This is a genomic window from Xanthomonas sp. MLO165, from assembly GCF_018831305.1.
Lineage (GTDB): Bacteria > Pseudomonadota > Gammaproteobacteria > Xanthomonadales > Xanthomonadaceae > Xanthomonas > Xanthomonas arboricola.
On record NZ_CP029263.1, the window covers coordinates 3,058,320 to 3,079,154 of the forward strand.

17 protein-coding genes are annotated in these 20,835 nt (G+C 68.1%); 6 read left to right on the forward strand and 11 right to left on the reverse strand.

All coding sequences use genetic code 11. From position 1 onward, the window contains the following. The first annotated feature begins 391 nt into the window (after positions 1–391). Positions 392–1,489 (forward strand): M35 family metallo-endopeptidase, encoded by a 1,098-nt coding sequence (locus DGN21_RS12870; RefSeq protein WP_039522258.1) that lies wholly within the window; start codon positions 392–394, stop codon positions 1,487–1,489. A 70-nt stretch (positions 1,490–1,559) separates the two neighbouring features. On the opposite strand, the gene DGN21_RS12875 is transcribed toward DGN21_RS12870, so the two are convergent. Both DGN21_RS12875 and pmbA read right to left on the reverse strand, forming a co-directional pair. Then, a complete protein-coding gene (locus DGN21_RS12875; RefSeq protein ID WP_186810818.1) occupies positions 1,560–2,027 on the reverse strand; it encodes a DUF4870 domain-containing protein in 468 nt (155 codons plus the stop codon). 106 nt (positions 2,028–2,133) lie between these two features. Beyond that, positions 2,134–3,501, reverse strand: coding sequence for a metalloprotease PmbA (gene pmbA, locus DGN21_RS12880; protein WP_215824935.1), 1,368 nt, complete (start codon positions 3,499–3,501; stop codon positions 2,134–2,136). A gap of 52 nt (positions 3,502–3,553) precedes the next feature. On the opposite strand from pmbA, the gene yjgA reads away from it, so the two are divergent. Then, the gene (gene yjgA / locus DGN21_RS12885; protein WP_102256558.1) at positions 3,554–4,135 is read left to right on the forward strand and encodes a ribosome biogenesis factor YjgA; all 582 of its coding nucleotides are present in this window, start codon (positions 3,554–3,556) and stop codon (positions 4,133–4,135) included. Between the two features lie 151 nt (positions 4,136–4,286). Here yjgA and tldD read toward each other — a convergent pair whose 3' ends face one another. Next, positions 4,287–5,732 (reverse strand): metalloprotease TldD, encoded by a 1,446-nt coding sequence (tldD, locus tag DGN21_RS12890; protein ID WP_215824936.1) that lies wholly within the window; start codon positions 5,730–5,732, stop codon positions 4,287–4,289. 99 nt (positions 5,733–5,831) lie between these two features. Here tldD and DGN21_RS12895 point away from each other — a divergent pair, with 99 nt between their 5' ends. Then, the gene (locus tag DGN21_RS12895; RefSeq protein WP_215824937.1) at positions 5,832–6,587 is read left to right on the forward strand and encodes a DUF6065 family protein; all 756 of its coding nucleotides are present in this window, start codon (positions 5,832–5,834) and stop codon (positions 6,585–6,587) included. A 130-nt stretch (positions 6,588–6,717) separates the two neighbouring features. Here DGN21_RS12895 and DGN21_RS12900 read toward each other — a convergent pair whose 3' ends face one another. The 3 genes from DGN21_RS12900 to DGN21_RS12910 form a co-directional block, all read right to left on the reverse strand. Further along, positions 6,718–10,644: a YhdP family protein gene (locus DGN21_RS12900; RefSeq protein WP_215824938.1), complete on the reverse strand. Its 3,927-nt coding sequence runs from the start codon at positions 10,642–10,644 to the stop codon at positions 6,718–6,720. A gap of 143 nt (positions 10,645–10,787) precedes the next feature. Next, entirely contained in the window at positions 10,788–12,287 is a 1,500-nt protein-coding gene (gene rng, locus DGN21_RS12905) for a ribonuclease G (protein ID WP_016903751.1), read from the reverse strand. Further along, a complete protein-coding gene (locus tag DGN21_RS12910) occupies positions 12,287–12,859 on the reverse strand; it encodes a Maf-like protein (protein ID WP_126965942.1) in 573 nt (190 codons plus the stop codon). The genes rng and DGN21_RS12910 overlap by 1 nt, the downstream gene beginning before the upstream one ends. A gap of 122 nt (positions 12,860–12,981) precedes the next feature. Between DGN21_RS12910 and DGN21_RS12915 the strand changes: the two genes are divergently transcribed. After that, positions 12,982–13,716, forward strand: coding sequence for an SIMPL domain-containing protein (locus DGN21_RS12915; RefSeq protein WP_126965941.1), 735 nt, complete (start codon positions 12,982–12,984; stop codon positions 13,714–13,716). Between the two features lie 366 nt (positions 13,717–14,082). After that, a complete protein-coding gene (locus tag DGN21_RS12920) occupies positions 14,083–14,685 on the forward strand; it encodes an energy transducer TonB (RefSeq protein ID WP_184551185.1) in 603 nt (200 codons plus the stop codon). Positions 14,686–14,922: 237 nt separating this feature from the next. Here the strand turns inward: DGN21_RS12920 and rlmH are convergent, their stop codons facing one another. After that, entirely contained in the window at positions 14,923–15,393 is a 471-nt protein-coding gene (gene rlmH, locus DGN21_RS12925) for a 23S rRNA (pseudouridine(1915)-N(3))-methyltransferase RlmH (protein ID WP_016903756.1), read from the reverse strand. A gap of 121 nt (positions 15,394–15,514) precedes the next feature. On the opposite strand from rlmH, the gene DGN21_RS12930 reads away from it, so the two are divergent. Next, positions 15,515–17,056: an alkaline phosphatase PhoX gene (locus DGN21_RS12930; RefSeq protein WP_065032489.1), complete on the forward strand. Its 1,542-nt coding sequence runs from the start codon at positions 15,515–15,517 to the stop codon at positions 17,054–17,056. A 221-nt stretch (positions 17,057–17,277) separates the two neighbouring features. On the opposite strand, the gene DGN21_RS12935 is transcribed toward DGN21_RS12930, so the two are convergent. The 4 genes from DGN21_RS12935 to holA all read right to left on the reverse strand — a co-directional run bounded on the left by DGN21_RS12935 (position 17,278) and on the right by holA (position 20,770). Then, positions 17,278–18,393, reverse strand: a complete 1,116-nt coding sequence (locus tag DGN21_RS12935; RefSeq protein WP_184551013.1) for a J domain-containing protein — start codon at positions 18,391–18,393, stop codon at positions 17,278–17,280. Positions 18,394–18,404: 11 nt separating this feature from the next. Further along, positions 18,405–18,815 (reverse strand): ribosome silencing factor, encoded by a 411-nt coding sequence (rsfS, locus tag DGN21_RS12940; protein ID WP_016903759.1) that lies wholly within the window; start codon positions 18,813–18,815, stop codon positions 18,405–18,407. Between the two features lie 57 nt (positions 18,816–18,872). Further along, entirely contained in the window at positions 18,873–19,649 is a 777-nt protein-coding gene (gene nadD, locus DGN21_RS12945; protein ID WP_252374713.1) for a nicotinate-nucleotide adenylyltransferase, read from the reverse strand. Between the two features lie 92 nt (positions 19,650–19,741). Then, positions 19,742–20,770, reverse strand: a complete 1,029-nt coding sequence (gene holA / locus DGN21_RS12950) for a DNA polymerase III subunit delta (protein ID WP_047126816.1) — start codon at positions 20,768–20,770, stop codon at positions 19,742–19,744. Positions 20,771–20,835: the final 65 nt, after the last annotated feature.

A 20,835-nucleotide genomic window follows, 5' to 3' on the forward strand; every position in this document is an offset into this window, starting at 1 on the left:
CTTCAACGCCACCACGCACGGCGACTACGGCAGCGCGTTCGACTTCAGCAGCCCGCAGCGATCAGGCGCTCGCACCGGCCTTTGCGCATACCGTGCGCCAGCGCACGGTGCGGCTGCAGCACACCGCCCTGCAAGCGCTGCGCTGCGTCACAGAACGTAACTTCTCCTTCCATACATTTTTCACATGAAAACTTCGGCAGGGCGGCAATAAAGTGCGGAATAATTCACACTTCCAGGCTGAATTGTCGCCATCGGTGTCCGCATTTGTCATTGCCTGACTGCCGGCAGGCCAAAAACCACATCAATCGGTTCTCTTGTTGCGTCTGCTCGCTCTGCCTAGGTTGACCTGCCCGCGTTCGCGGACATCCCCCGACCACATGGAGAGTCACTGGTGAAGAACGTTTTTCTCGCATCGTTTGCAGCAGGCACGCTGGCCGTTGTTGGCGTGCTCGGTTCGGCGCAGGCGCAGTCCGTGCGCGGCCCGGTCCCGTTGACCATCGAACTGGCGCCGGTCGCCGATCAGGCCGGGCGACACCAGGGCAAGATCGCGGTGACCGTCACCAACAACGGCAGCCAGATCGCACGCGTGCCGACCTATCAGCTGCCGCTGCAGACGCTGGACAACGGCATCCTGGAAGTGAGCCGCGATGGCGCGCCGGTGGCCTACACCGGACGCCTGGTCAAGCGTGGCCTGCCCAAGGCGGCGGACTTCACCATCCTCAAGCCGGGCCAGAGCGTCAAGGGCGAGGTCGATCTGGCCGGCGCCTACGATCTGTCGACCAGTGGCAACTACACCATCCAGGTCCGTTCGTCGCTGCAATATGCCTCGCTGTCCGATGGCAGTCTGATGAAGGCGGCCAACGGCCAGCCGGCCGTGGCCACCAGCACGCCGCTCACGGTCTGGCTGGACGGCGCGCGTCGCGGCGTGCAGCGCCAGCTCGCAATCGGTCCGACCGCCGTGGTTAATGGCATCAACTACCTCAACTGCAGCACCACCCGCACCAATCAGGCCGCCAGTGCCGTCACTGCCGCGCGTACTTACTCGCAGAACGCGCGCAACTACCTCAATGCCGGCAGCACCGGTGCGCGCTACACCACCTGGTTCGGCGCCTACAATGCCTCGCGCTACAGCCGGGTCAGCTCGAACTTCGTCAACATCGACAACGCGCTGGACCAGAACAACGGCCAGCTGACGATCAACTGCAGCTGCGAAGCGGATCTGGCGGACGCCTTCGCCTACGTCTATCCGAACCAGCCGTACGAGATCCATGTCTGCAATGCGTTCTGGAGTGCGTCGACAACCGGCACCGACTCCAAGGCTGGCACGCTGGTGCACGAGACCAGCCACTTCACGGTCGTCGCCGGCACCCAGGACCGTGTCTACGGCCAGTCCGGCGCGCGCAGCCTGGCGATCAGCAACCCAGCCCAGGCGATCACCAATGCCGACAGCCACGAGTACTTCGCCGAGAACACCCCGGCGCAGAACTGATCGCGTCATCGTCTGAAACGACAAAGGCCCGGCATCGCTGCCGGGCCTTTGTCATTTGCACCGCGCCGGATTACTTGATCAGGCGCAGCGTGAACGGATAACGGTAGTGTTCACCGTTGTTGGCCTTGACTGCGGCCAGGATGCACAGCACCAGGTTGGCGATCCACACCAGCGTCGGCACGAAGAACAGGATGCCGAACGACACGATGGTCAGGATCACCGCAGCCACATAGGCAATGATCACGGTGATCTGGAAGTTCAACGCTTCCTTGGCCTGATCGGTGGCGAACGGCTTGGACGGGTTGGCGTCCTTGCTGATCAGCCAGATCACCAGCGCGCCGATGAAGGACGTCAGGATGCCGAGCAGGTGCGCGGCCAGCGCCAGGGTGCGCTCCTCCGACGGTGTGCTGGTCCCGATCGGCGGCGGCGGCGGCGGTACGGCGTGTGACTCGAATTCGCTCATCATGTCTCCCCATGCATGGTTGTGGTGCGGCGGACTATAACAACGATTCAGCCAGCTACCAGTGCGGGAAGACATGGTCTCGGCTCTGCACGGCGGTTGCCGCCAGGCAGAGCGGCAAGACGCGCGCGCGCCGGACGCTGTGTAGTTGGGCAGTTGGCGCAGCAGCCCTGCTCAATCACGGTCAGCTATCGCCTGCCACCGTCATGCGGTTGACCAGCACCGAGCCGATCTTGACGTGCGAGCGCGGATCGACATCGCTGCCGACCGCCTCGATGCCGGCGAACATCTCGCGCAGATTGCCGGCGATGGTCAGCCCGTCGACCGGATAGGCGATCACGCCGTTCTCGATCCAGAAGCCACCGGCGCCGCGCGAATAATCGCCGGTCACCGGATTGACGCCGTTACCCATCAGCTCGGTGACCAGCAGGCCGCGCGACATGCCGGCAACCAGCGAAGCCAGGTCGCCGGCGTTGGCGGTGACCTGCAGGTTGTGCACGCCGCCGGCGTTGGCGGTGGTCTGCAGGCCCAGCTTGCGTGCGGAGTAGCTGCCCAGCACATAGCGCTGCAGCACGCCGTCGCTGATCAATGCCGAACGCCGCGTCGCCACGCCTTCGCCATCGAAGGCGGCCGAGCGCAGGCCGCGGCGCAGGTGCGGCAGTTCTTCGATGTTGAACCAGTCCGGGAACAGTTTGCTGCCGACACTGTCGAGCAGGAAGCTGGCGCGGCGATACAGCGCGCCGCCGGAGACCGCTCCGAGCAGATGCCCGACCAGCGAGCGCGCCACTTCCGGCGCGAACAGCACCGGCAACTGGCCGGTCGGCAACGAGCGTGGCTGCAGCCGCGCCAGGGTGCGTTCGGCGGCGTGGCGGCCGATCGCTTCCGGCGCCTCCAGGTTTTCGCGCGCCAGCGCGCTGCTGTACCAGCCATCGCGCTGCATGCCGTCGCCCTGGCCGGCAATCAGCGCACAGCTGATCGAATGATGGGTGCCGCGCTCGCGGCCGATGAAACCATGCGAGTTGGCGTAGACCGACAGGCTGAGCCCGGTGCTGGCCGAGGCGCCGTCGGAGTTGCTGATCCGCGCATCGGCATCGCGCCCGGCGCTCTCGCAGGCCAGCGCCAGGTCCACCGCGGTGTCGGCGTCCAGTGCCCACGGATGCCAGCTGTCCAGCTCGGGGAAGTCGCGCGCCATCAGCTCCGGGTCGGCCAGGCCGGCAGCGACATCGTCCTCGGTGTAACGGGCGATCGCGCAGGCCTGGGCAACGGTCGATTCCAGGCTGGAATCCTGCAGATCGGCGGTGCTGGCGCTGCCCTTGCGCTTGCCGAAGTACACGGTGACCGCAATGCCGCGGTCGCGGGTGGATTCCACCGTCTCCACATCGCCCAGGCGCACGTTGACGTCCAGCCCGCGCTCTTCGCTGCAGCTCACTTCGGCCTGGGTGGCGCCGGCGGCACGGGCGCGTTCGAGCAGGCGCTGCGCGATGTCGGTGAGCGCATCCAGGCGCTGCAGGCTGTCGTCCTGGACACGTGTTTCGGAGGAGAGTGCGTTCAATGCTTTATCCTAGTCTCAATGATGAATAACTTCTTGTTTCGGATGGATGGCAATGCGCGGACGCGACGAAGACACCGGTGAATTCCGCGGCGCCAGCCGCAGCCAGCAGCGGCGCGAGGCGCTGGAAATCTTCGACCTGGGCGAAAAGCTGGTGGCGCTCACTCCGGCGCAGCTGGCCAAGTTGCCAGTGCCCGAATCGCTGATCCCGCATATCGAGGAGAGCAAGCGCATCACCTCGCATATCGCGCACAAGCGCCAGCTGGCGTTTCTGGCCAAGCACATGCGCCGCGAGGACGACGAAACGCTGGCCGCAATCCGCGATGCGCTGGATGCCAACAGCGACACCGCGCGCCGCGAAGTGGCCGCGATCCACCGCGTCGAGCGCTGGCGCGAGCGCCTGCTCGCCGAAGGCGACGTGGCGCTGGCCGAACTGCTGGAAACCTACCCGGCCGCCGACCGTCAACAACTGCGCCAGCTGGTGCGCAATGCCATCCACGAGCGGGCCAAGAACAAACCGCCGCGCGCCTACCGCGAGCTGTTCCAGGTGCTGCGCGAGTTGTCTCAGGAGCAGGGATTGGAGAGTGGGGAATCGGGATTGGAAGACGACGAATCGGCGTCGGAAGGCGACGAATAAGGCTCCGCCCGATCCATCCAGCCCCGCAACGGCCATCCCGGCCGTTGCCAATCCCAGATCCCGGCTCCCGGATCCGCCCAAGCGCAACCCACCACACCCCGCAGTCCCCGCTGTTGCGAATCCCGAATCCCGATTCCCAAATCCCCGCATCTCAGGCCTGCGTTCCACCAACGGTGATGCCGTCGATCAGCAGCGACGGCTGGCCGACGCCGACCGGCACGCTCTGCCCGTCCTTGCCGCACACGCCCACGCCTTCGTCCAGCGCCAGGTCATTGCCGATCATGCGCACCTTCTGCATGGTTTCCGGGCCGTTGCCGATCAGCGTGGCGCCCTTGACCGGCGCAGTGACCTTGCCGTCTTCGATCAGGTAGGCCTCGGTGGCCGAGAACACGTACTTGCCACTGGTGATGTCGACCTGGCCGCCGCCGAAGTTGACCGCGTAAATGCCCTTTTTCACCGAGCGGATCATTTCCTGCGGATCGTGCTGGCCGGCGCGCATGTAGGTGTTGGTCATGCGCGGCATGGTCAGGTGCGCGAACGATTCGCGCCGGCCGTTGCCGGTCGGCGCCACGCCCATCAGGCGCGCGTTGTGGGTGTCCTGCATGTAGCCGATCAGCACGCCATCTTCGATCAGCGTGGTGCACTGGGTCGACGTGCCCTCGTCGTCGATATTGAGCGAGCCGCGGCGGCCATCCAGGGTGCCGTCATCGACGATGGTCACGCCCGGCGAGGCCACGCGCTCGCCGATGCGGCCGGCGTAGACGCTGGTGCCCTTGCGGTTGAAATCGCCTTCCAGGCCATGCCCCACCGCCTCGTGCAGCAGCACGCCGGGCCAGCCCGGGCCGAGCACCACGGGCATCACGCCGGCCGGAGCCGGAATCGCATCCAGATTGACCAGCGCTTGACGCAGCGCTTCGCGGGCGAAGCCTTCCGGGCGGCCATCTGCGAATAGTTCGGCATAGCCGTAACGGCCACCGCCGCCGGAGTAACCGGACTCGCGCCGCCCGCCCTGCTCGACGATCACCTGCACGTTCAGGCGCACCAGCGGGCGCACGTCGGCGGCGAGTACGCCGTCGCTGCGCGCGATCAGCACCGTGTCCACACCGCCGGACAGGCTCACCATCACCTGCTTGACGCGCGGGTCGGCGGCGCGCACGTATTGGTCGATACGGCGCAGCAGATCGACCTTGGTCGCGCTGTCCATGTCGTCGATCGGGTCGGTAGCCGGGTACAGCGCACGGCCGTTGCCGCGCACCAGCGAGCGGGTGGATTGCGCACCACCCTCGCGCGAAATTGCGCGTGCGGACTGCGCCGCCTCCAGCAAGGCATCGCGCTGGATATCGTCGGAATAGGCGAAGCCGGTCTTCTCGCCGGCAATCGCGCGCACACCCACGCCTTGTTCGATGGAATGCGCACCGTCCTTGACGATGCCGTCTTCCACGCTCCAGCTCTCGCGTCGCGAATGCTGGAAGTACAGGTCGCCGAAGTCGATGCCCGGGCCCAGCAGGGCGCCGAAGGTGCGGTCGAGATGGCCGGTGTCCAGGCCGGAAGGAAGCAACAGCCGGGTTTCGGCCAGAGTGAGAGCGTTATCGGTCATGCAGTCAGGATGGGGCCCGCGCGCCGGGGAGACAAGTCGTTCGGCTGAACATGCGGCACGGCTATCATCGCGGGCCCATCGCCACGCCGACGCCCGCGCATGAAGCTCACTGCCCACGTCCTGGATGGCCATACGCTGGACATCCGCCCCGCCCCGCACGAGCGCGACTGGATGGACGCCACCGACCAGCGCTATGCCTACCGCTGCCTGCCGCTGGCGATCGCCAATGCGCATGGCTGGGAGCTGCTGTGCCAGGCCGGTTTCGAGGCGAGTTGGGACGGGCGCGACAGCCTGGATGCGATCCGGATCAGCGCCGATGCCGGCGCCGCCTCACCGGCCATCAGTCACTTCGGCTACGGCGTGCTGACCTTCCACGTGCCCTGCCTGTTTCGCACCGATGCCGGCATGGATCTGTTTGTCACCGGGCCATTGAACCGGCCCAAGGACGGCATCGGCGCGCTGAGCGGCATGGTCGAAACCGACTGGAGCCCGTACACCTTCACCATGAACTGGAAGTTCACCCGGCCCGGGCAAGTGCGCTTCGAGGCCGGCGAGCCGTTCTGCCATCTGTTCCCGCTGCCGCGCCAACTGATCGAACAGGTGCAGCCGCAGTGGAAGCCCTTGTCCGAGGCGCCGCAACTGGCGCAACAGCATGCCGACTGGACCCGCAGCCGCACGCAGTTTCTGCAGGAACTGCCGGATGCGCAGTCGGCCGCCGCGCGCGAGAAATGGCAACGCGGGTACTTCCGTGGCGTCGCCGGTGCCGATCAGGCGCCGGTGCAGGGCCACCGTTCGCGCCTGCGTCTGCCGATGTTCGTGCGCGCCGACAGTGACGGCGACAGTCCGCTGGACTGAGTGCATCGCTGCATCGGCGCACCAGACGTGCCGCTGGCGCGCATGCCGCGTTCGATCCACTTGCGGCAAGGCCTGAGCGCCCGAGACGACTCAACAGCAACACTCGCCAGCGCGCCCGCAGTCGGGCGCGTCAGCGTGGCGACCGACCGGGCGCGCCTGGCGTTGCCGTGGGCGCGCCTTCTGCCGGCGGCTTGCCGGGCGCCCGCTCGCGCACTTCGCGCTCCACCACGTCCACCTGCGGATCCTTCCACGGCCCGGTGACGTGATAGGTCTTGGCGCCGATCGCCCCGAGCGGTTTGCCGAGCACCGCATTGGCGGCCGCGCCCACCGCCGCCCCGACCGGGCCGCCGGCCACCGCGCCAACCACGGTGAGCAGATTGCCGGCCTTGGGGTTCACGTCCACGGTCTGGTCGAAGGTCTGCGCGCGCAGGTCGGTCTGCCCCCGGATGGCGATGTCGGCGGCCGGGCCTTCGATGCGGATCGCATCGGTGCGCGCGAAGCCCTCGCCGAAGCGCACCTGGCCGTCCAGCTTGTTGAAGGCCAGCCCCTTGGAGAAGAAATCGCGGAAGTCGAACATCAGCCGGCGTGGCAACTGCGCCACGCTGAGCAGGCCGAGCACGCGGCCGGCGCCCGGATCCACTTCCAGCAGCTGGCCGTTGCGCACGTCGATCTTGAGGTCGCCATCCAGCGAACCGAGCGCAAACCCGGTCGGCGAGCCCTGCCAGCCGGCATTGAGTTCCAGTTGGCCTTCGCCGCCGCGCAGCTGGCCGCCCAGGGTGAGGTTCTGCAGCAGGTTGCCGAGATTGCGGCTGTCCACCCGTGCCGACAGCCGGGTGCTGGCGGAGTCGCCCTTGCCGCGCCAGGCACCGGTCAGGCCGATGTTCTGGTCGTTGGAGCGCAGTTGCAGTTGGTCCACCTGCATGCCGTCGGTCAGCCGGCTGCTGCGCAGGGTGGCCGTGCCCAGGGTCATCTTGCCGACCTGCAGGTCGTCGATGTCCAGCGACAGCGGCGGGATCGAGACCGGGTCGAACTCGGCCACCGCGCGGCGCGCCGGTTCCGGCAAGGCACCGGCCAACGGATCGCCCGGCTCGGGCGCGGCCGGCTCGGCCGGTGCGGCCACCGGCTGCCAGTGCACCGTGCTCAGCTTGCCCTGCACGGCGGCGCCATCGGCATTGGGCACGCTGAGCTGGCCGGCCAGCGACGGGCCGTCCAGGGTCACCGCCACCGCGTCACGGGTCGGCCGCAGGCGCAGGCGCGTCTGCGGGAACACGCCGCCGATCATCAGCAAGCGGTCGGCCTGCACATCGACCTGCTGCAATGGCACGGCGTCCTGCTTCGGTGCTGCCGGCTGGCCCGGCAGTGGCGGCATGTCCGGCTCGCTGCTGCCGCGCGCCAGGCTGATCCAGTCGATCGCATCCAGCGAGGCAGTGCGGCCGGTGACCACCAGGCCGTTGGCAGGCGGCCGCTCGGTGACCGTGTCGGTGCCCATGACCACGCGCACGCCGGTCTGGTTGCCCTGGCTGCTGGCCTTGAGCGCAACCAGCTTGCCGAAGGCCACGTCGATGTCGCCATCGCCCACCGGCAAGGCCACCCTGACCTGCGTGTCCAGCGGCTGCGTGGCCGCCTTGTCCAAGGGTGCGGGCAGATCCAGGGTGGTACCGACCAGCTGCGAGCGCAGTGTCAGCAACGCCTGCGCGTCGGCCTGCCCCGGTGAGGTCAGCGGCACGTCCACGCCCACCTGCCACGGTGCGCTGCCATGCACGTAGGGGCGCAACCATTCCATCTGCGGCGCGCGGTCGAACAGCTCTTTCGCATCCAGGGTAGCGCCGAAGCGCGCCTCGAAGGCCTGCTTGGGGTCCTGCACGAAGCCACCGGCACGCAACGACAACTCGCCGCTGCGGCCCTGGTGCTGCACGCTCAGGCGCTCGGCGGCAAAGCCGCTGTCGCGGTACTCGGCCTGTCCACTGACCTGGTCGAAGGCCAGGTTCCAGCGCGCATCGCCCAGCCTGGCGCCCTGCAGCGCGACCGTGCCCTGCAGATGGCCGCCCACACCGCCGGTGCGCAGGGGACGCAGCAGGTCGAAGCTCACCGCTGCCGGGCCGGACACTGTGAGGTTGCGCAAGGTGTCACCGTAGCGCTGCTCCAGCGGGCTCTTGCGCAACATGCCCAGCAGCTGCGCGGCATCGGCCCGGGTGGAGGCGCGCACGTACAACTCGGAGGTGGCGAAGCTGGGAATGCCCGCCTCCAGCGACGCGATCGGCGCGCCGGCCAGCTCGCCCTTGCCCTGCAGGGAAAATCCGTTGCCGATGAAGCGCAGATCGGCCTGCACTTGCTCCATCGCCGGCCAGTCCGGATTGAACGGGATCACGCCGTCGCGGATCTGGCCGAACGCCTCGAACCGGCCGTCGTTGTTGTCGAACGGCCAGTCGTCCAGATCGCCGCTGACCAGGCCGGTGCCGCCGGTGATCACGCCACCGGCAACTGCCGTGTCCAGCCAGTCGATGGCTGCCTTGCTCATCTTGGAGCGGATCCAGAACTTGCGCGCCACCGGCAAGGCGACATCGTCCAGTTGCGTGGCCAGCTGGATGCGCGGGCGGCTGCCATCGTTCTGGAACCACAGCCCGCCGCGCACGCTGGCGCCATAGTCCTTGGCCTGCACGCGCAACGCCGGCGTGGCGACCTGCCAGCCGGCGCCGTCGCGCCAGCCCACGATGCTGCCGGCCAGCTGCAACTCGTGCACCACCCCGAAACCGGTCGGCCAGTCGAAGCGCAGCGTGGCATCCGCTGCGGGGTCGAGCTGGATCGCCTGCGCATCGCCATTGATCCGGCCGCGCAGGCCGCTGATGCCCGGCGCGTTGCCCACCGGGAGAAAGCCCAGTTCCTCGATCCGGCCCTGCGCGCGCACCGCTCCGCCCTGCTCGCCGGCGATCTGCAGATCGGCCAGGCGCAACTGCGGCCGGGACAGGCTCAGCCAGCGCCGCAGGCCAGGCGACAGTTGCTCGCTCAAGGCGGCCGCCGCGATCAGGCCCGAGACATCGAGGTGGTTGCCCACCACCGCATAACGGCGCCCGCCGGCAACGCTCAGCCCGTCCAGCCGCTGCAGCCTGGCCGCCTGGCCCAAGCGCAGCAGCGGCGCATCCATGCGCCAGCCGCCGTCGATGGTCTGCCAGAGCGCGCGCGCCTGCAGCCGCTCCCACACCAACGTGCGGCGTGCGGTCTGCTCGGGCAAGGCCGCGCCGGACAATCGCAGCTGTTGCAGATCGGCATCCACGGTGACTGCGGTGATCCGGCGCGCGCGCAACTGCGCCCAGGCCTGCAGGCGTCCGCCGCCGCCGTCCACGCGCATGCCGCCGAACTGCAGCAACGCCGCCCAGGCGGCCAGATCGGCCGGGTCGGCTTGCGCATACGCGCTGCCGTCGCCGCTGTCGCGATCGAACGCGATCACCGTGGTCAGCGGTGCGCGCTGCAGGTCGATCCAGGCGCGGCTGCCGACCTTCACCGTCGAGCCGTTGACGCGCAGGCGCAGGTCGATGCGCGGCAGCGTGGTATCCACGCCGATCGACGGCGCGGCCACGCGCAGGCGCGCCTCGGCCACCTGGATCTCGCCGAGCCGGCGCAACGCTTCCAGCGGGTCCGAACGCCGCCCGGCCGGCAGACCCTGCACCGACCAGACGCCATCGTCGCTACGTTGCAGCGTCAGCGCTAGGCCACGCAGACGCACCTCGGTCAGCGAGTGGCCGGGCAACAGGCCGGCGTACATCGCCAGCAGGATTTCGGCTTGGCCCACACGCACCTCGCCATGCGGGCCGATCCGCAAGCCATCCAGTCGCAGCAACGGGCCGCGCCGGGTCCATTCGGTCTGCAGGCGATCGAACGCAATCGGCTGGCCGGCGCGCTCGCTCAGCCACGCAGCGATCTGCTGCGGCCGCTGCTCGGCCAACGGCAACGCCTGGCTGGCCGCGCCCACCAGCAACGCGATCGCCACCAGCGCAAGCGCGGTGGCAGTGATCGCATAGCGGCGAAACAGACGGAGACGGCGGCGCAGCGGGGTGGGCATCAGGGGCGGGGATTGGGCATTGGAGATTGGGGATTGGTCAAAGCAAAGCCGCGCACGGTGCCGTCAAGCGCCATTATCGGACCAAGCCACGCTACCAGAGCCGGCGTTGACCAATCCCGAATCCCGACTCTCCAATCCCGGACTCACAGCAGCACCACATCGAACTGCTCCTGCAGATACTGGTCGTCGGACTGGAAGCGGATGCTCTTGCCGAGGAATTCCTCGAGCTCGGCCACCGCGGCCGACTCTTCGTCGGTGATGCGGGCGACCACCTTCGACGAGGCGATCACCAGCAGCCGCGCCGCATCGAACTGGCGCACCGCGCGGGTGATCTCGCGGAAGATCTCGTAGGTCACCGTTTCGGCGGTCTTGATGGTGCCGCGCCCGCTGCACTGGCCGCAGGTTTCCGACAGCTGCCGCTCCAGGCTTTCGACGGTGCGCTTGCGGGTCATCTCGACCAGGCCCAGCGGCGAGAATTCGTACACGGTGGTCTTGGCGTGATCGCGCGCCAGCGCTTTCTCCAGCGTGCGCAGCACCTGGCGGCGGTGCTCGGCATCGTCCATGTCGATGAAGTCGATGATGATGATGCCGCCCAGATTGCGCAGCCGCAGCTGCCGCGCCACTGCCTGCGCGGCCTCCAGGTTGGTGCGGAACACGGTCTCCTCGAGATTGCGCTGGCCGACGAACGAACCGGTGTTGACGTCGATGGTGGTCATCGCCTCGGTCTGGTCGATCACCAGGTAGCCGCCGGACTTGAGCGGCACCTGCTTGTTCAGCGCGCGCCCGATCTCGTCCTCGACCCCGTACAGGTCGAAGATCGGTCGGTCGCCGGTATACAGCTCCAGCCGCTCGGCCAGCACCGGCATGTACTTGGCCACGAAGGCCTGCAACTGCACGAAGGTCTCGTTGGAATCGACCTTGACCTTTTCCACGTCACGGCGGATCAGATCGCGCACCGCACGCAACGGCAGGCTCAGGTCTTCGTAGATGATGCTGCACGGCGGCGCCTCGCGGCCGCGCCGCTCGACCACGTTCCAGACCCGCGACAGATAGGCGATGTCCTCGGCCAGCGCCTCGGCCGGCTGGCCTTCGGCGTTGGTGCGGATGATGTAGCCGAAACCGCCGTGCTGGGCCGAGACCTCGCTGACGATGGTCTTCAGGCGCAGCCGCTCGGCCTCGTCCTCGATCCGCGCCGACACCCCGACGATCTTGGATTGCGGCAGCAGCACCAGGTAGCGCGAAGGAATGCTGATCTGCGTGGTCAGCCGCGCGCCCTTGGTGCCGATCGGGTCCTTGACCACCTGCACCACGATCTCCTGCCCGTCGCGCAGCAGTTCCACGATCGGCACCGCGGCCGCCGGCGGCGGCGGGATCGGGGTCTCTTCGGTATCGACCACACTGGCCGGTGCCGGCGCCGGGCGCACCACGTCGTTGGCGTGCAGGAACGCGGCGCGCTCCAGGCCCAGCTCGACAAATGCCGCCTGCATGCCCGGCATCACCCGTTGCACCTTGCCCTTGTAGATATTGCCGACCACGCCCCGGCGCCAGCCGCGCTCGATATGCAGCTCCTGCAGCATGCCGTTCTCGATCACCGCGACGCGGGTTTCGCGCGGGGTGACGTTGACCAAGATCTCTTCCGACATCAATGCGCTCCGAGGGCTGTGAGCAACTGCGAGGTGTGAAACAGCGGCAATCCCATCACGCCGGAATAGCTGCCGGACAGATGGCTGATAAAACGTTCGGCGCGGCCTTGGATTGCATAGGCGCCGGCCTTGCCCATCGGCTCGCCGCACGCAACGTACGCGGCGATCTGCGCAGCATCGAGTGGCGCGAAGGTCACCTCCGACACCACCAGCGCCTGCACCGGGGCGCGTTGCGCGCAGACTAGAACCACGGCCGTGAGCACCTGGTGGGTACGCCCGGACAGCAGGCTCAGCATGGCGATCGCATCGTCCGCATCAGCCGGCTTGCCGAATACCCGTTCGCCCAGCACCACCTCGGTATCGGAGCCGAGCACGATCGCATCGGGGTCGCTGGCCTGCACCTGCGCCAGGCCGGCACGCGCCTTGTCCAGCGCCACGCGCTGCACGTATTGCGCAGGCGATTCGTCAGGCGCGCGCAGTTCGGGCACGTCCAGTTGCAGGGTCTGGAAAGGCACATCCAAGCGTTGCAGCAGTTCTTGCCGGCGCGGCGACCGGGAGGCGAGATAGAGCATCCGTCCAGCATACCTGTTGCCCCTCCCCGCCCGCTTGCCGATCCGGGCGGCAGTGGTCGCGTTCGACTCACAACATGTTCATCGAACCGGCAACACGCTTCCCCTACAGACAAGGAGATCTCATGCGTACCACCCTCAAACCGTTGTTGCTGGCCCTGTCCATCGCTGCCGGAACCGCCATGACCGCCCACGCCCAGACCGCTCCGAGCTACACCATTCCCAACGACGGCACCCTGCTCAACGTGTCGGCCGAGGCGGAGGCCAAGCGCATACCGGACATCGCCACGCTGTCGGCCGGCGTGGTCACCCAGGCCGCCGACGGCAACGCCGCCATGCGCCAGAACGCCGAACAGATGAGCAAGGTCATAGCCGCGATCAAGGCCGCCGGCATCGCCGACAAGGACGTGCAGACCACCGGCATCAACCTCAGCCCGCAGTACACCTACAAGGAAAACGAGGCGCCCAAGATCAACGGCTACCAGGCCAGCAACACGGTCAGCCTCAAGGTCCGCGACATCTCGCGCCTGGGCAAGGTGCTGGATGCGCTGGTCGCCCAGGGCGCCAACGACATCAACGGCCCCAGCTTCTCGGTCGACCAGCCCGAACCGGCCTACGACGAGGCCCGTGTGGCCGCGCTGAAGAAGGCCCAGGCCCGCGCCGACACCTATGCCAAGTCGCTGGGCCTGAAGGTACGCCGCATCGTCAGCATCTCCGAAGGCCGCAGCGGCGGCGGCGTGCGTCCGATGATGATGGCCGCCTCGATGCGCTCGGCCAAGGCCGAGATGGACACCCAGGTCGCCCCGGGCGAGAGCACCTTGTCGATCAACCTGGACGTGACGTTCGAGTTGGGTCGTTGACCTGACCGCAACCGCGTTCGGTTTGCTTTCCAGACTGCCCTCCCCGAGGGCAGTTTTTTATTGGGCACGCCAAAAGTTGTGTTGCCTCGCCTTGCGATGACACCTGCCCCGCTTCCGGCACGAGTCAGACGTGCCAAATGTGTGCGGATCGATGGGACCGGGGCGAATCGACCAGCCGACCTCCAGCGCGTCGAAATCGCTTGTGCCCGCGCAAGGCTCGCGGTAAACCTACGCTACCGGATGGTGTAGTGCGTCCGGGTCGCGCTGGTCCTTTCCGCAGTTCCGTTGAGGAGGTGGATGATGGTTCGCACGCAATCGCAGGTTTCTTCCCGATCCACCGGCATCGACACCTCGCGCGTTCTGGCGATGAGCACGGCGGTGGCCTTGCATCTGCTGGCCGGCGGGTTGTTGTTGATACCGCTCTCGTACCGGGCAATTCCGCAGCAGCCCGCACCGAAAGAACGCTGGGTCATGCCCATCACCATCGAGACACCGCCGCCACCGGTGTTTCCGATCGAGGTGAAGTTCAAGCCCAAGGCAACGCATGCATCGCCGACCCCGGTGCCGGTGCAGGTGCAGACCCCGGTGATCAGTGAGCCCGCGGTGGTCGACAACGCAACGTTCGCCTTACCTGCGGTCTCGGAGGCGGTGTCTGACAGCGCGCCGGCGATTGCCGCGCCCAGCGGCCCGGTCGAGGCAGGCCAGTTGCAGTATCTGAGTTCGCCGGCGCCGAGTTACCCGGTGGCGGCACTGCGTGCCGGGCAGCAGGGCACGGTGCTGCTGCGCGTGCTGGTCGGCGTCGATGGGCGCCCGGCCGAGGTGAGCGTGCAGACCAGCAGCGGTCATCGCGCGCTCGATCTGGCGGCACGTAGCCAGGTGCTGCGCAACTGGCGCTTCCAGCCGGCGATGCAGAACGGCCAGGCCGTGCAGGCCTACGGCCTGGTGCCGGTGAGTTTTTCGTTGAACTGATGCGTCATCACCTGCGGCGACCCGGATGCCCGGTCGCCGCATGGTCTGGCGTTGCGCAGCCGGCTGCTGCAAGACCACGGTTTCAGCTGTTGCATGCGCATCGTTGCAGTGCGCCTTGCGTGCACGCGACGACGTGCGGTCTCGCGGATCGGGTTGAGGATGCGCGCGTCTACTCGCCCGCACATCCATCTCGAAAGCGCAGCGGCGACGCGCGGCATACTGCCGTCGCGATGCCGCTTAGGCGCGGTGGTACGGGTGATTGGCCAGCATCGCCGCAGCACGGTACAGCTGCTCGGCGACGATCAGGCGCACCAGCATGTGCGGCAGGGTCAGCGGGCCGATCGACCAGCTTTCGCTGGCGGTTTTCAGCACCTCGGCGGCGTGGCCTTCGGGGCCGCCGATTAGGAACGCCAGATCGCGGCCCTGCCCGCGCCAGTGCTCCATGCGCTGGGCCAGCTGTTCCGAACTGAGCGGGCGGCCCGGGATATCCAGCGCAACCACGTAGGCGTTCTTGGGCAGCGCGGCGAGCACACGGCGGCCTTCGTCGTCGATGGCGCGTTGTGCATCGCGGCCCTTGCCACGCAGGCCGGGTTCGATCTCGACCAGCTCCAGCGGCATCCAGTGCGAGAGACGTTTCTGATATTCGGCAAAGCCCTGCGCCACCCAGGCCGGTGCGCGCTCGCCGGTAGCGATAAGTCGGCATTTCATGACCACATGATATCCGCGTCACAGCTTGGGCATCGGAACCGGGGCGATCACAGCGGTGTCATGGTGCGGTTACAGCGAGCTTCTAGGGTCGGCGCACTACCCAGCCCGCAGGAGTCGTTCGATGCCGATTTTCGATCCCGCCCGCCGCCAGGTGCTCAAGGGCAGCGCTGCCGTGATGGCCGCCGGTGCGCTAGGCAGTTTGAGTGCGCTGCAGTCTCGCCAGGCCCAGGCCGCCAACAGTTCCTCGCCGCCGCTGCAACTTGCCCCGGTGCCCAGCCGGTACGGCCCGCTCGCACCGGTCGCCGACCAGAGCACCGGACTGCCGCTGCTGCAGCTGCCGCGCGGTTTCAGCTACCGCTCGTTCGGCTGGAGCGGCGACCGCATGGACGATGGCCAGCCCTGCCCCGACCGCCATGACGGCATGGCCGTGGTCGGCCTGCGTCGGCCCGACTGGCGTCCGGGCGGCGACCCGTTGCGCGGCCTGGAATATGTGCTGATCCGCAACCACGAACGCGGTGCGACCACGCCGTTCCGCGCGCCGGCGATGTACGACACCGGCATCGTCAGCGGCACCCAATCCGCCGGCGGCGGCACCACAACGCTGAGTTACGGCCGCCGCGGCTGGGGCAGCCTGGAGCCCAGCCTGGGTGGCACGCTGGTCAACTGCGCCGGCGGCCCGACCCCGTGGGGCACATGGCTGAGCTGCGAGGAGATCAAGACCAATGCGGTGTCCAGCACCGGCCGCAAGCACGGCTACGTGTTCGAAGTGGACCCGGACAGCCAGCGCACCACTGGTCGCCCGCTAGTCGGGCTGGGCCGCTTCAGCCACGAGGCAGTGGCGATCGATCCGCGCACCGGCATCGTCTATCTCACCGAGGACGACCGCAACAAGGCCGGGCTGTACCGCTTCATTCCCAACGACCGCCGTGGGCGCAATGGCTCGCTGGAAAACGGCGGCCGGCTGCAGGCCGCACGCGTGCGCGGGCGGCGCAATGCCGATCTCACCGTGGCCAGCATCGGCCAGCAGTTCCAGCTGGAATGGGTGGACATCGAAGAGCCGGATCTGGACAGCATCGCCGCACCGGCCGGCTTTGCCGACATCGGCGCCAACGACACCCTGAGCGGGCCGTTTGCGCAGGCCTGGGCAGATGGCGCGCTGCGCATGAGCCGTGGCGAAGGCATCTGGTACAGCTACGGCAAGCTCTTCATCGTCGACACCAGCACCGGCGTGGATGCACAGGGCCGGCGCGGCTACGGCAACGGCGCGGTGTGGGTGCTGGACCTGTTCACCCAGCGCCTGAGCGCCCTGTTCGTCAGCGGCAATCAGCTGGCCGCGCACAACCCGGACAATGTCACCGTCAGCGCGCGCGGCGGCGTGGTGCTGTGCGAAGACGGCGGCGAAAGCCCGGACGAATACGGCCCCGGCGCGCGGCTGCTCGGGCTGACCCGCGGCGGCGAGTCGTTCTATCTGGCCAAGAACAATGTGCAGCTCACCTCGCAGCAGATCGCCGATGCCGGCAAGACCATTGCCGAGGGCGACTACCGCGATACCGAGTTCTGCGGGGCCTGTTGGGATCCGCTGGCGCGCACCCTGTTCGTCAACATCCAGACCCCGGGCATCACGCTAGCGATCACCGGCCCGTGGGAGCGCGGGCCGTTGTGAGCCTGCGGCCCTGAGCTGGCTGTCTTAGGCATAGGGCAACGGCCAGCGCTGCCGAACGGACCGGCCTCCGTTCGGCAGCGTCGCTCCGGCCGCCGGCACAACGCCAGGCATGCACGCGTTCCGATTACACGGCTGGCAGCGAGTCAAGCCGAGCCTGCGCGCAGCATGCGCGCGCCCCCGATGGCGGATGTGCAAGCCGACAACCACCATAAAGGCCGGGATCAGAACCAGGGCGCGTCGGGCGCGCCCGCCATGGCGCGCTGCCGCTTCAACCAGCGCTTGAACGATTGCGGGTCTTCCAGCTCGCGCAGGCCACGGCGCGCGTCCAGCAGGTCGTCTTCGACCTCGCGCTTGAGTTGGGCCATCAAACGGCCCAGTCGCTCCGGCTTGGGGCGCGACGGCAACTCCAGCCCGTATTCGGCGCAAAACTCGTCCGACTGCTGCTGCACCTGCTGTTGCAGCTGCCTGCACTGCCGATCCAGTTCGCGGTTGTAGTCCTGCAGGCGCGCGGCGCTCATCGCATCCACGCCTTGCGCGTCCATCAGACCGATCTCGGCCTGCAGTTCGAGCAGACCCAGCAGATCACCGGCCTTGTAGGCCGCGTTGAGCCGCTGCATCAGGATGGTGCGCGCGGCATGGTCGTCGGCGCCCTTGGCGCGGTCCGGATGCAGATTGCCGGCCAGCTTGCGATACAGCTCGCGCAATGGCGGCGGCTCGGCATTCTCCACCACTGCCTTGTGCTCGGCACGCTTGCGCCGTTGCGTGTGGCGTTGCTGTTGCTGCGCACGCTCCTGCTGCAGGCGCTCGCTGACGCGCTCGTAGAGCTGTTCGGGCGAATCGATGCCATCCAGCTCGTCGGCATCCAGCCCGTAGGCCTGGCCGAGGATCTGCTTCATCAGCGCATCGGATTCGGCGACTTCCTGGTCGTAACCGGCTGCGCTGTGGCGATCGTAGATCGGGCGCAGTGACGCGTGGCCGGCCTCGATCAGCGGGGCGGCGATATCGCACAGCAACTCGGACAGGAAGGCGCGGTCGGCCTTACCCAGTTTGACCGTGGCATACGCACGGTCGAGCTCTTCGACCAGGGCGATGTCGGCCGCGCGGCGGTGGTCGAGCAAGGGCTGCAATTCGGCGTGGTAACGCTCGCGCCACTGCGACAGTGCAAGCTGCCAGGCCTGCAGGTCGGCACGATGCCGTTCCAGGTCGCGCAGCAATCGGTCGAAGCGTTTGCGTGCCGGCGACAGCGGCGCGCCGGAGGCGTGTGCGCCCTGGCTGCGCAACTGTTGCAGCGCCTGCGAGGCAGGCGCATCGGTCGGGGGTCGGGCATTGCGTGGCATGCCCGGCTCACTCACTCTTCGGGATCGGCTTCCGCATCGTCCGGACGCTGGTCGCCCACCGTCCACAGACGTTCCAGCGCGTAGAACTCGCGCACGCGCGGCAGCATCACATGCACCACCACGTCGCCCAGGTCCACCAGCACCCACTCGGCCTCGCGCTCGCCTTCCACGCCCAGCGGCATCACGTCCAGCCGCTTGGCGAACTTGACCACTTCTTCGGCAATCGACTTCACATGGCGGGTCGAGGTACCCGAGGCGACCACCATGTAATCGCAGACGCTGGACTTGCCGCGCACATCGATCTCGACCACGTCCTTGGCTTTCAGCTCTTCCACGGCCTCGCGCACGGTGGCCAGCAGGGCCGGCACGGACGGCGGCGGATTCGGGATGGAGGTCTTGATGACTTGGGCTTGGGTGGTCAAAGCGGGCAACTCGATGGAATTGGCGCGAATTATAGGCCGGTCCGGCCGGCTGCGTGTTCAGCTAGTCGGCTGGGCGCAGCCGTAGAGGCCTTCGTGCGCGATAAATGCCGCCACCGACGCCGGCAGCAGCGCCTGCCAGTCGCCGCCGCCGGCGATGCGCGAGCGCACCGCGCTGGCCGATTCGCCGCGCAACGGCTGCTGCAGCGACCACAGGCGGCCTGCGGGCGAGATGCCCAGCTCGCCCGCCCTGGCGGCCCAGCGGCCCTGCACTGCCGCGGCGAGCTGCGGCGCATCGGCCAGGTCCAGCGGCGTGCCCGGACGCGCGGCAATGACGAAATGCGCCAGCTCGAACAAATCTTCCCACTGATGCCAGCTGCTCAGCCCGACGAAGGCATCGGCACCGAGCAGCCAGGCGATCGGTGTCGTGGGGCCGAGCTCGGCGCGCAGCGCGCGCAAGGTGTCGACGGTGTAGGACGGCGCATGGTCGCGGCAGGCGCGGTGCAGCTCGCGGGTGTCCAGCGCCAGCCCGGGGGTATCGGCCAGCGCCAGCTCCAGCATGCGCGCGCGCTGCGCTGCGGTGGCGCCGGGTGCGGGGCGGTGCGGCGGATCGGCGGCCGGTACCAGGTGCACCAACGCGCCCAGTTCGTCGCGCGCGGCGCAGGCGATGGCGAGGTGGCCCAGGTGGACCGGATCGAAGGTGCCGCCGTAGTACAGGTTGAGCTGGGATTGGGGAATCGGGATTGGGGAATCGGGGTGGAGCCGGGATTCGGGAATCCGGATTCGGGAATCGGAAGAGCGCGGAGCCAGTGCTGCCGGGCGGGAGTTGGTGGGCAGAGAGGTAGGGGCTGCAGCTGCGGCCTGGTCGGGGGTTGCGCTGCTTGGGGGGGAGGCGGGTCGCGCGTCGCCGTTGGCGGCATCGCCGGCTTTCACGCCAGCAATCTCACCGCGCGGGATTCGGCCACGGCCACCAGCAGGCGTTCCAGGCCGACCCAGGGGTCGCCGTCGGCGCGGCCCTTGGCCATGCGGTCGACCCGCGAGGCTTCGGCGACGAAGCGCTCCCAGCGGCGTGGTTCGGGGTGCCGTTGCAGCGCGCGCTTGAACGGCGCCTGGCGTGATTCCCACAGGCCCTGCGCCTTCATTTCGGCAGCGAGGTTGCCGCCGTTGGCCTGCACCTTGGCCAAGGACGCGGTGCGCAGCAGTTCCTTGATCAGGATCGGCATCAGCGCGGCCACCGCCTCGCCTTCGGCGCGCAGGCCGGCGAGCATGCGGATCGCTGCGGCCGGCTGCCCGGAGAACGTGGTTTCGGCCAGGCGGAACACGTCGTAGCGCGCGGCATCGGCGACCAGCGACTCCATCGCCTCCAGGTCCAGCACCTTGCCATCGGCCAGCAGCACCAGCTTGTCGATTTCCTGCGCGGCGGCCAGCAGGTTGCCTTCCACCCGCTCGCTCAGGCGCTGCACCGCCGCAGCGTCGGCACGCAGGCCGTGGCTGCGCAGGCGGCGCTCGATCCAGTCCGACAGCTCGTGCGGCTTGATCGCCCAGGCCACCGAAATGGTGCCGATGCGGCCGATCGCGTCGGCCCATTTGCCCTGGTGCGCCTTGCTCCAGTCGTTGGCGGTGATCAACAGCACCACATCCGGCGGCGGGTTGGCGCAGAAGCGGGTGATGACCTCGGCGCCGTCCTTGCCCGGCTTGCCGCTGGGCAGGCGCACTTCCACCAGCCGGCGCGGACTGAACAGGCTGGGCGCGTTGAAGGTCGCATCCAGCTGGTTCCAGTCGAACTCCCGGCCATCGGCATCGAAGACCTCGCGCTCGCTGATGCCTTCGGCGCGCGCGCGTGCGCGCACCGCATCGGCCGCCTCCAGCACGCGCAAGGTCTCCGGACCGGCGATCAGGTAGACCGGCTGCAGCGGCTGATTGGACTGGCCGGCGAGCTGTTCTGGGCGAAGTTCCATGACTAGGTAAGTTCCATCACTACGAAGGCACGCGCCACTGCACTGTCACGCACAAGACGGCGTCG

Excerpts from the sequence above, each read along its gene's own strand:
- DGN21_RS12930 (WP_065032489.1), top strand. The coding sequence starts at position 15,515 with ATGCCGATTTTCGATCCCGCCCGCCGCCAGGTGCTCAAGGGCAGCGCT.
- holA (WP_047126816.1), bottom strand. The coding sequence starts at position 20,770 with ATGGAACTTCGCCCAGAACAGCTCGCCGGCCAGTCCAATCAGCCGCTG.
- DGN21_RS12875 (WP_186810818.1), bottom strand. The coding sequence starts at position 2,027 with ATGTCTTCCCGCACTGGTAGCTGGCTGAATCGTTGTTATAGTCCGCCG.
- DGN21_RS12895 (WP_215824937.1), top strand. The coding sequence starts at position 5,832 with ATGAAGCTCACTGCCCACGTCCTGGATGGCCATACGCTGGACATCCGC.
- rng (WP_016903751.1), bottom strand. The coding sequence starts at position 12,287 with ATGTCGGAAGAGATCTTGGTCAACGTCACCCCGCGCGAAACCCGCGTC.
- yjgA (WP_102256558.1), top strand. The coding sequence starts at position 3,554 with ATGCGCGGACGCGACGAAGACACCGGTGAATTCCGCGGCGCCAGCCGC.
- tldD (WP_215824936.1), bottom strand. The coding sequence starts at position 5,732 with ATGACCGATAACGCTCTCACTCTGGCCGAAACCCGGCTGTTGCTTCCT.
- DGN21_RS12935 (WP_184551013.1), bottom strand. The coding sequence starts at position 18,393 with ATGCCACGCAATGCCCGACCCCCGACCGATGCGCCTGCCTCGCAGGCG.
- rlmH (WP_016903756.1), bottom strand. The coding sequence starts at position 15,393 with ATGAAATGCCGACTTATCGCTACCGGCGAGCGCGCACCGGCCTGGGTG.
- DGN21_RS12915 (WP_126965941.1), top strand. The coding sequence starts at position 12,982 with ATGCGTACCACCCTCAAACCGTTGTTGCTGGCCCTGTCCATCGCTGCC.
- DGN21_RS12900 (WP_215824938.1), bottom strand. The coding sequence starts at position 10,644 with ATGCCCACCCCGCTGCGCCGCCGTCTCCGTCTGTTTCGCCGCTATGCG.
- DGN21_RS12920 (WP_184551185.1), top strand. The coding sequence starts at position 14,083 with ATGAGCACGGCGGTGGCCTTGCATCTGCTGGCCGGCGGGTTGTTGTTG.
- DGN21_RS12910 (WP_126965942.1), bottom strand. The coding sequence starts at position 12,859 with ATGCTCTATCTCGCCTCCCGGTCGCCGCGCCGGCAAGAACTGCTGCAA.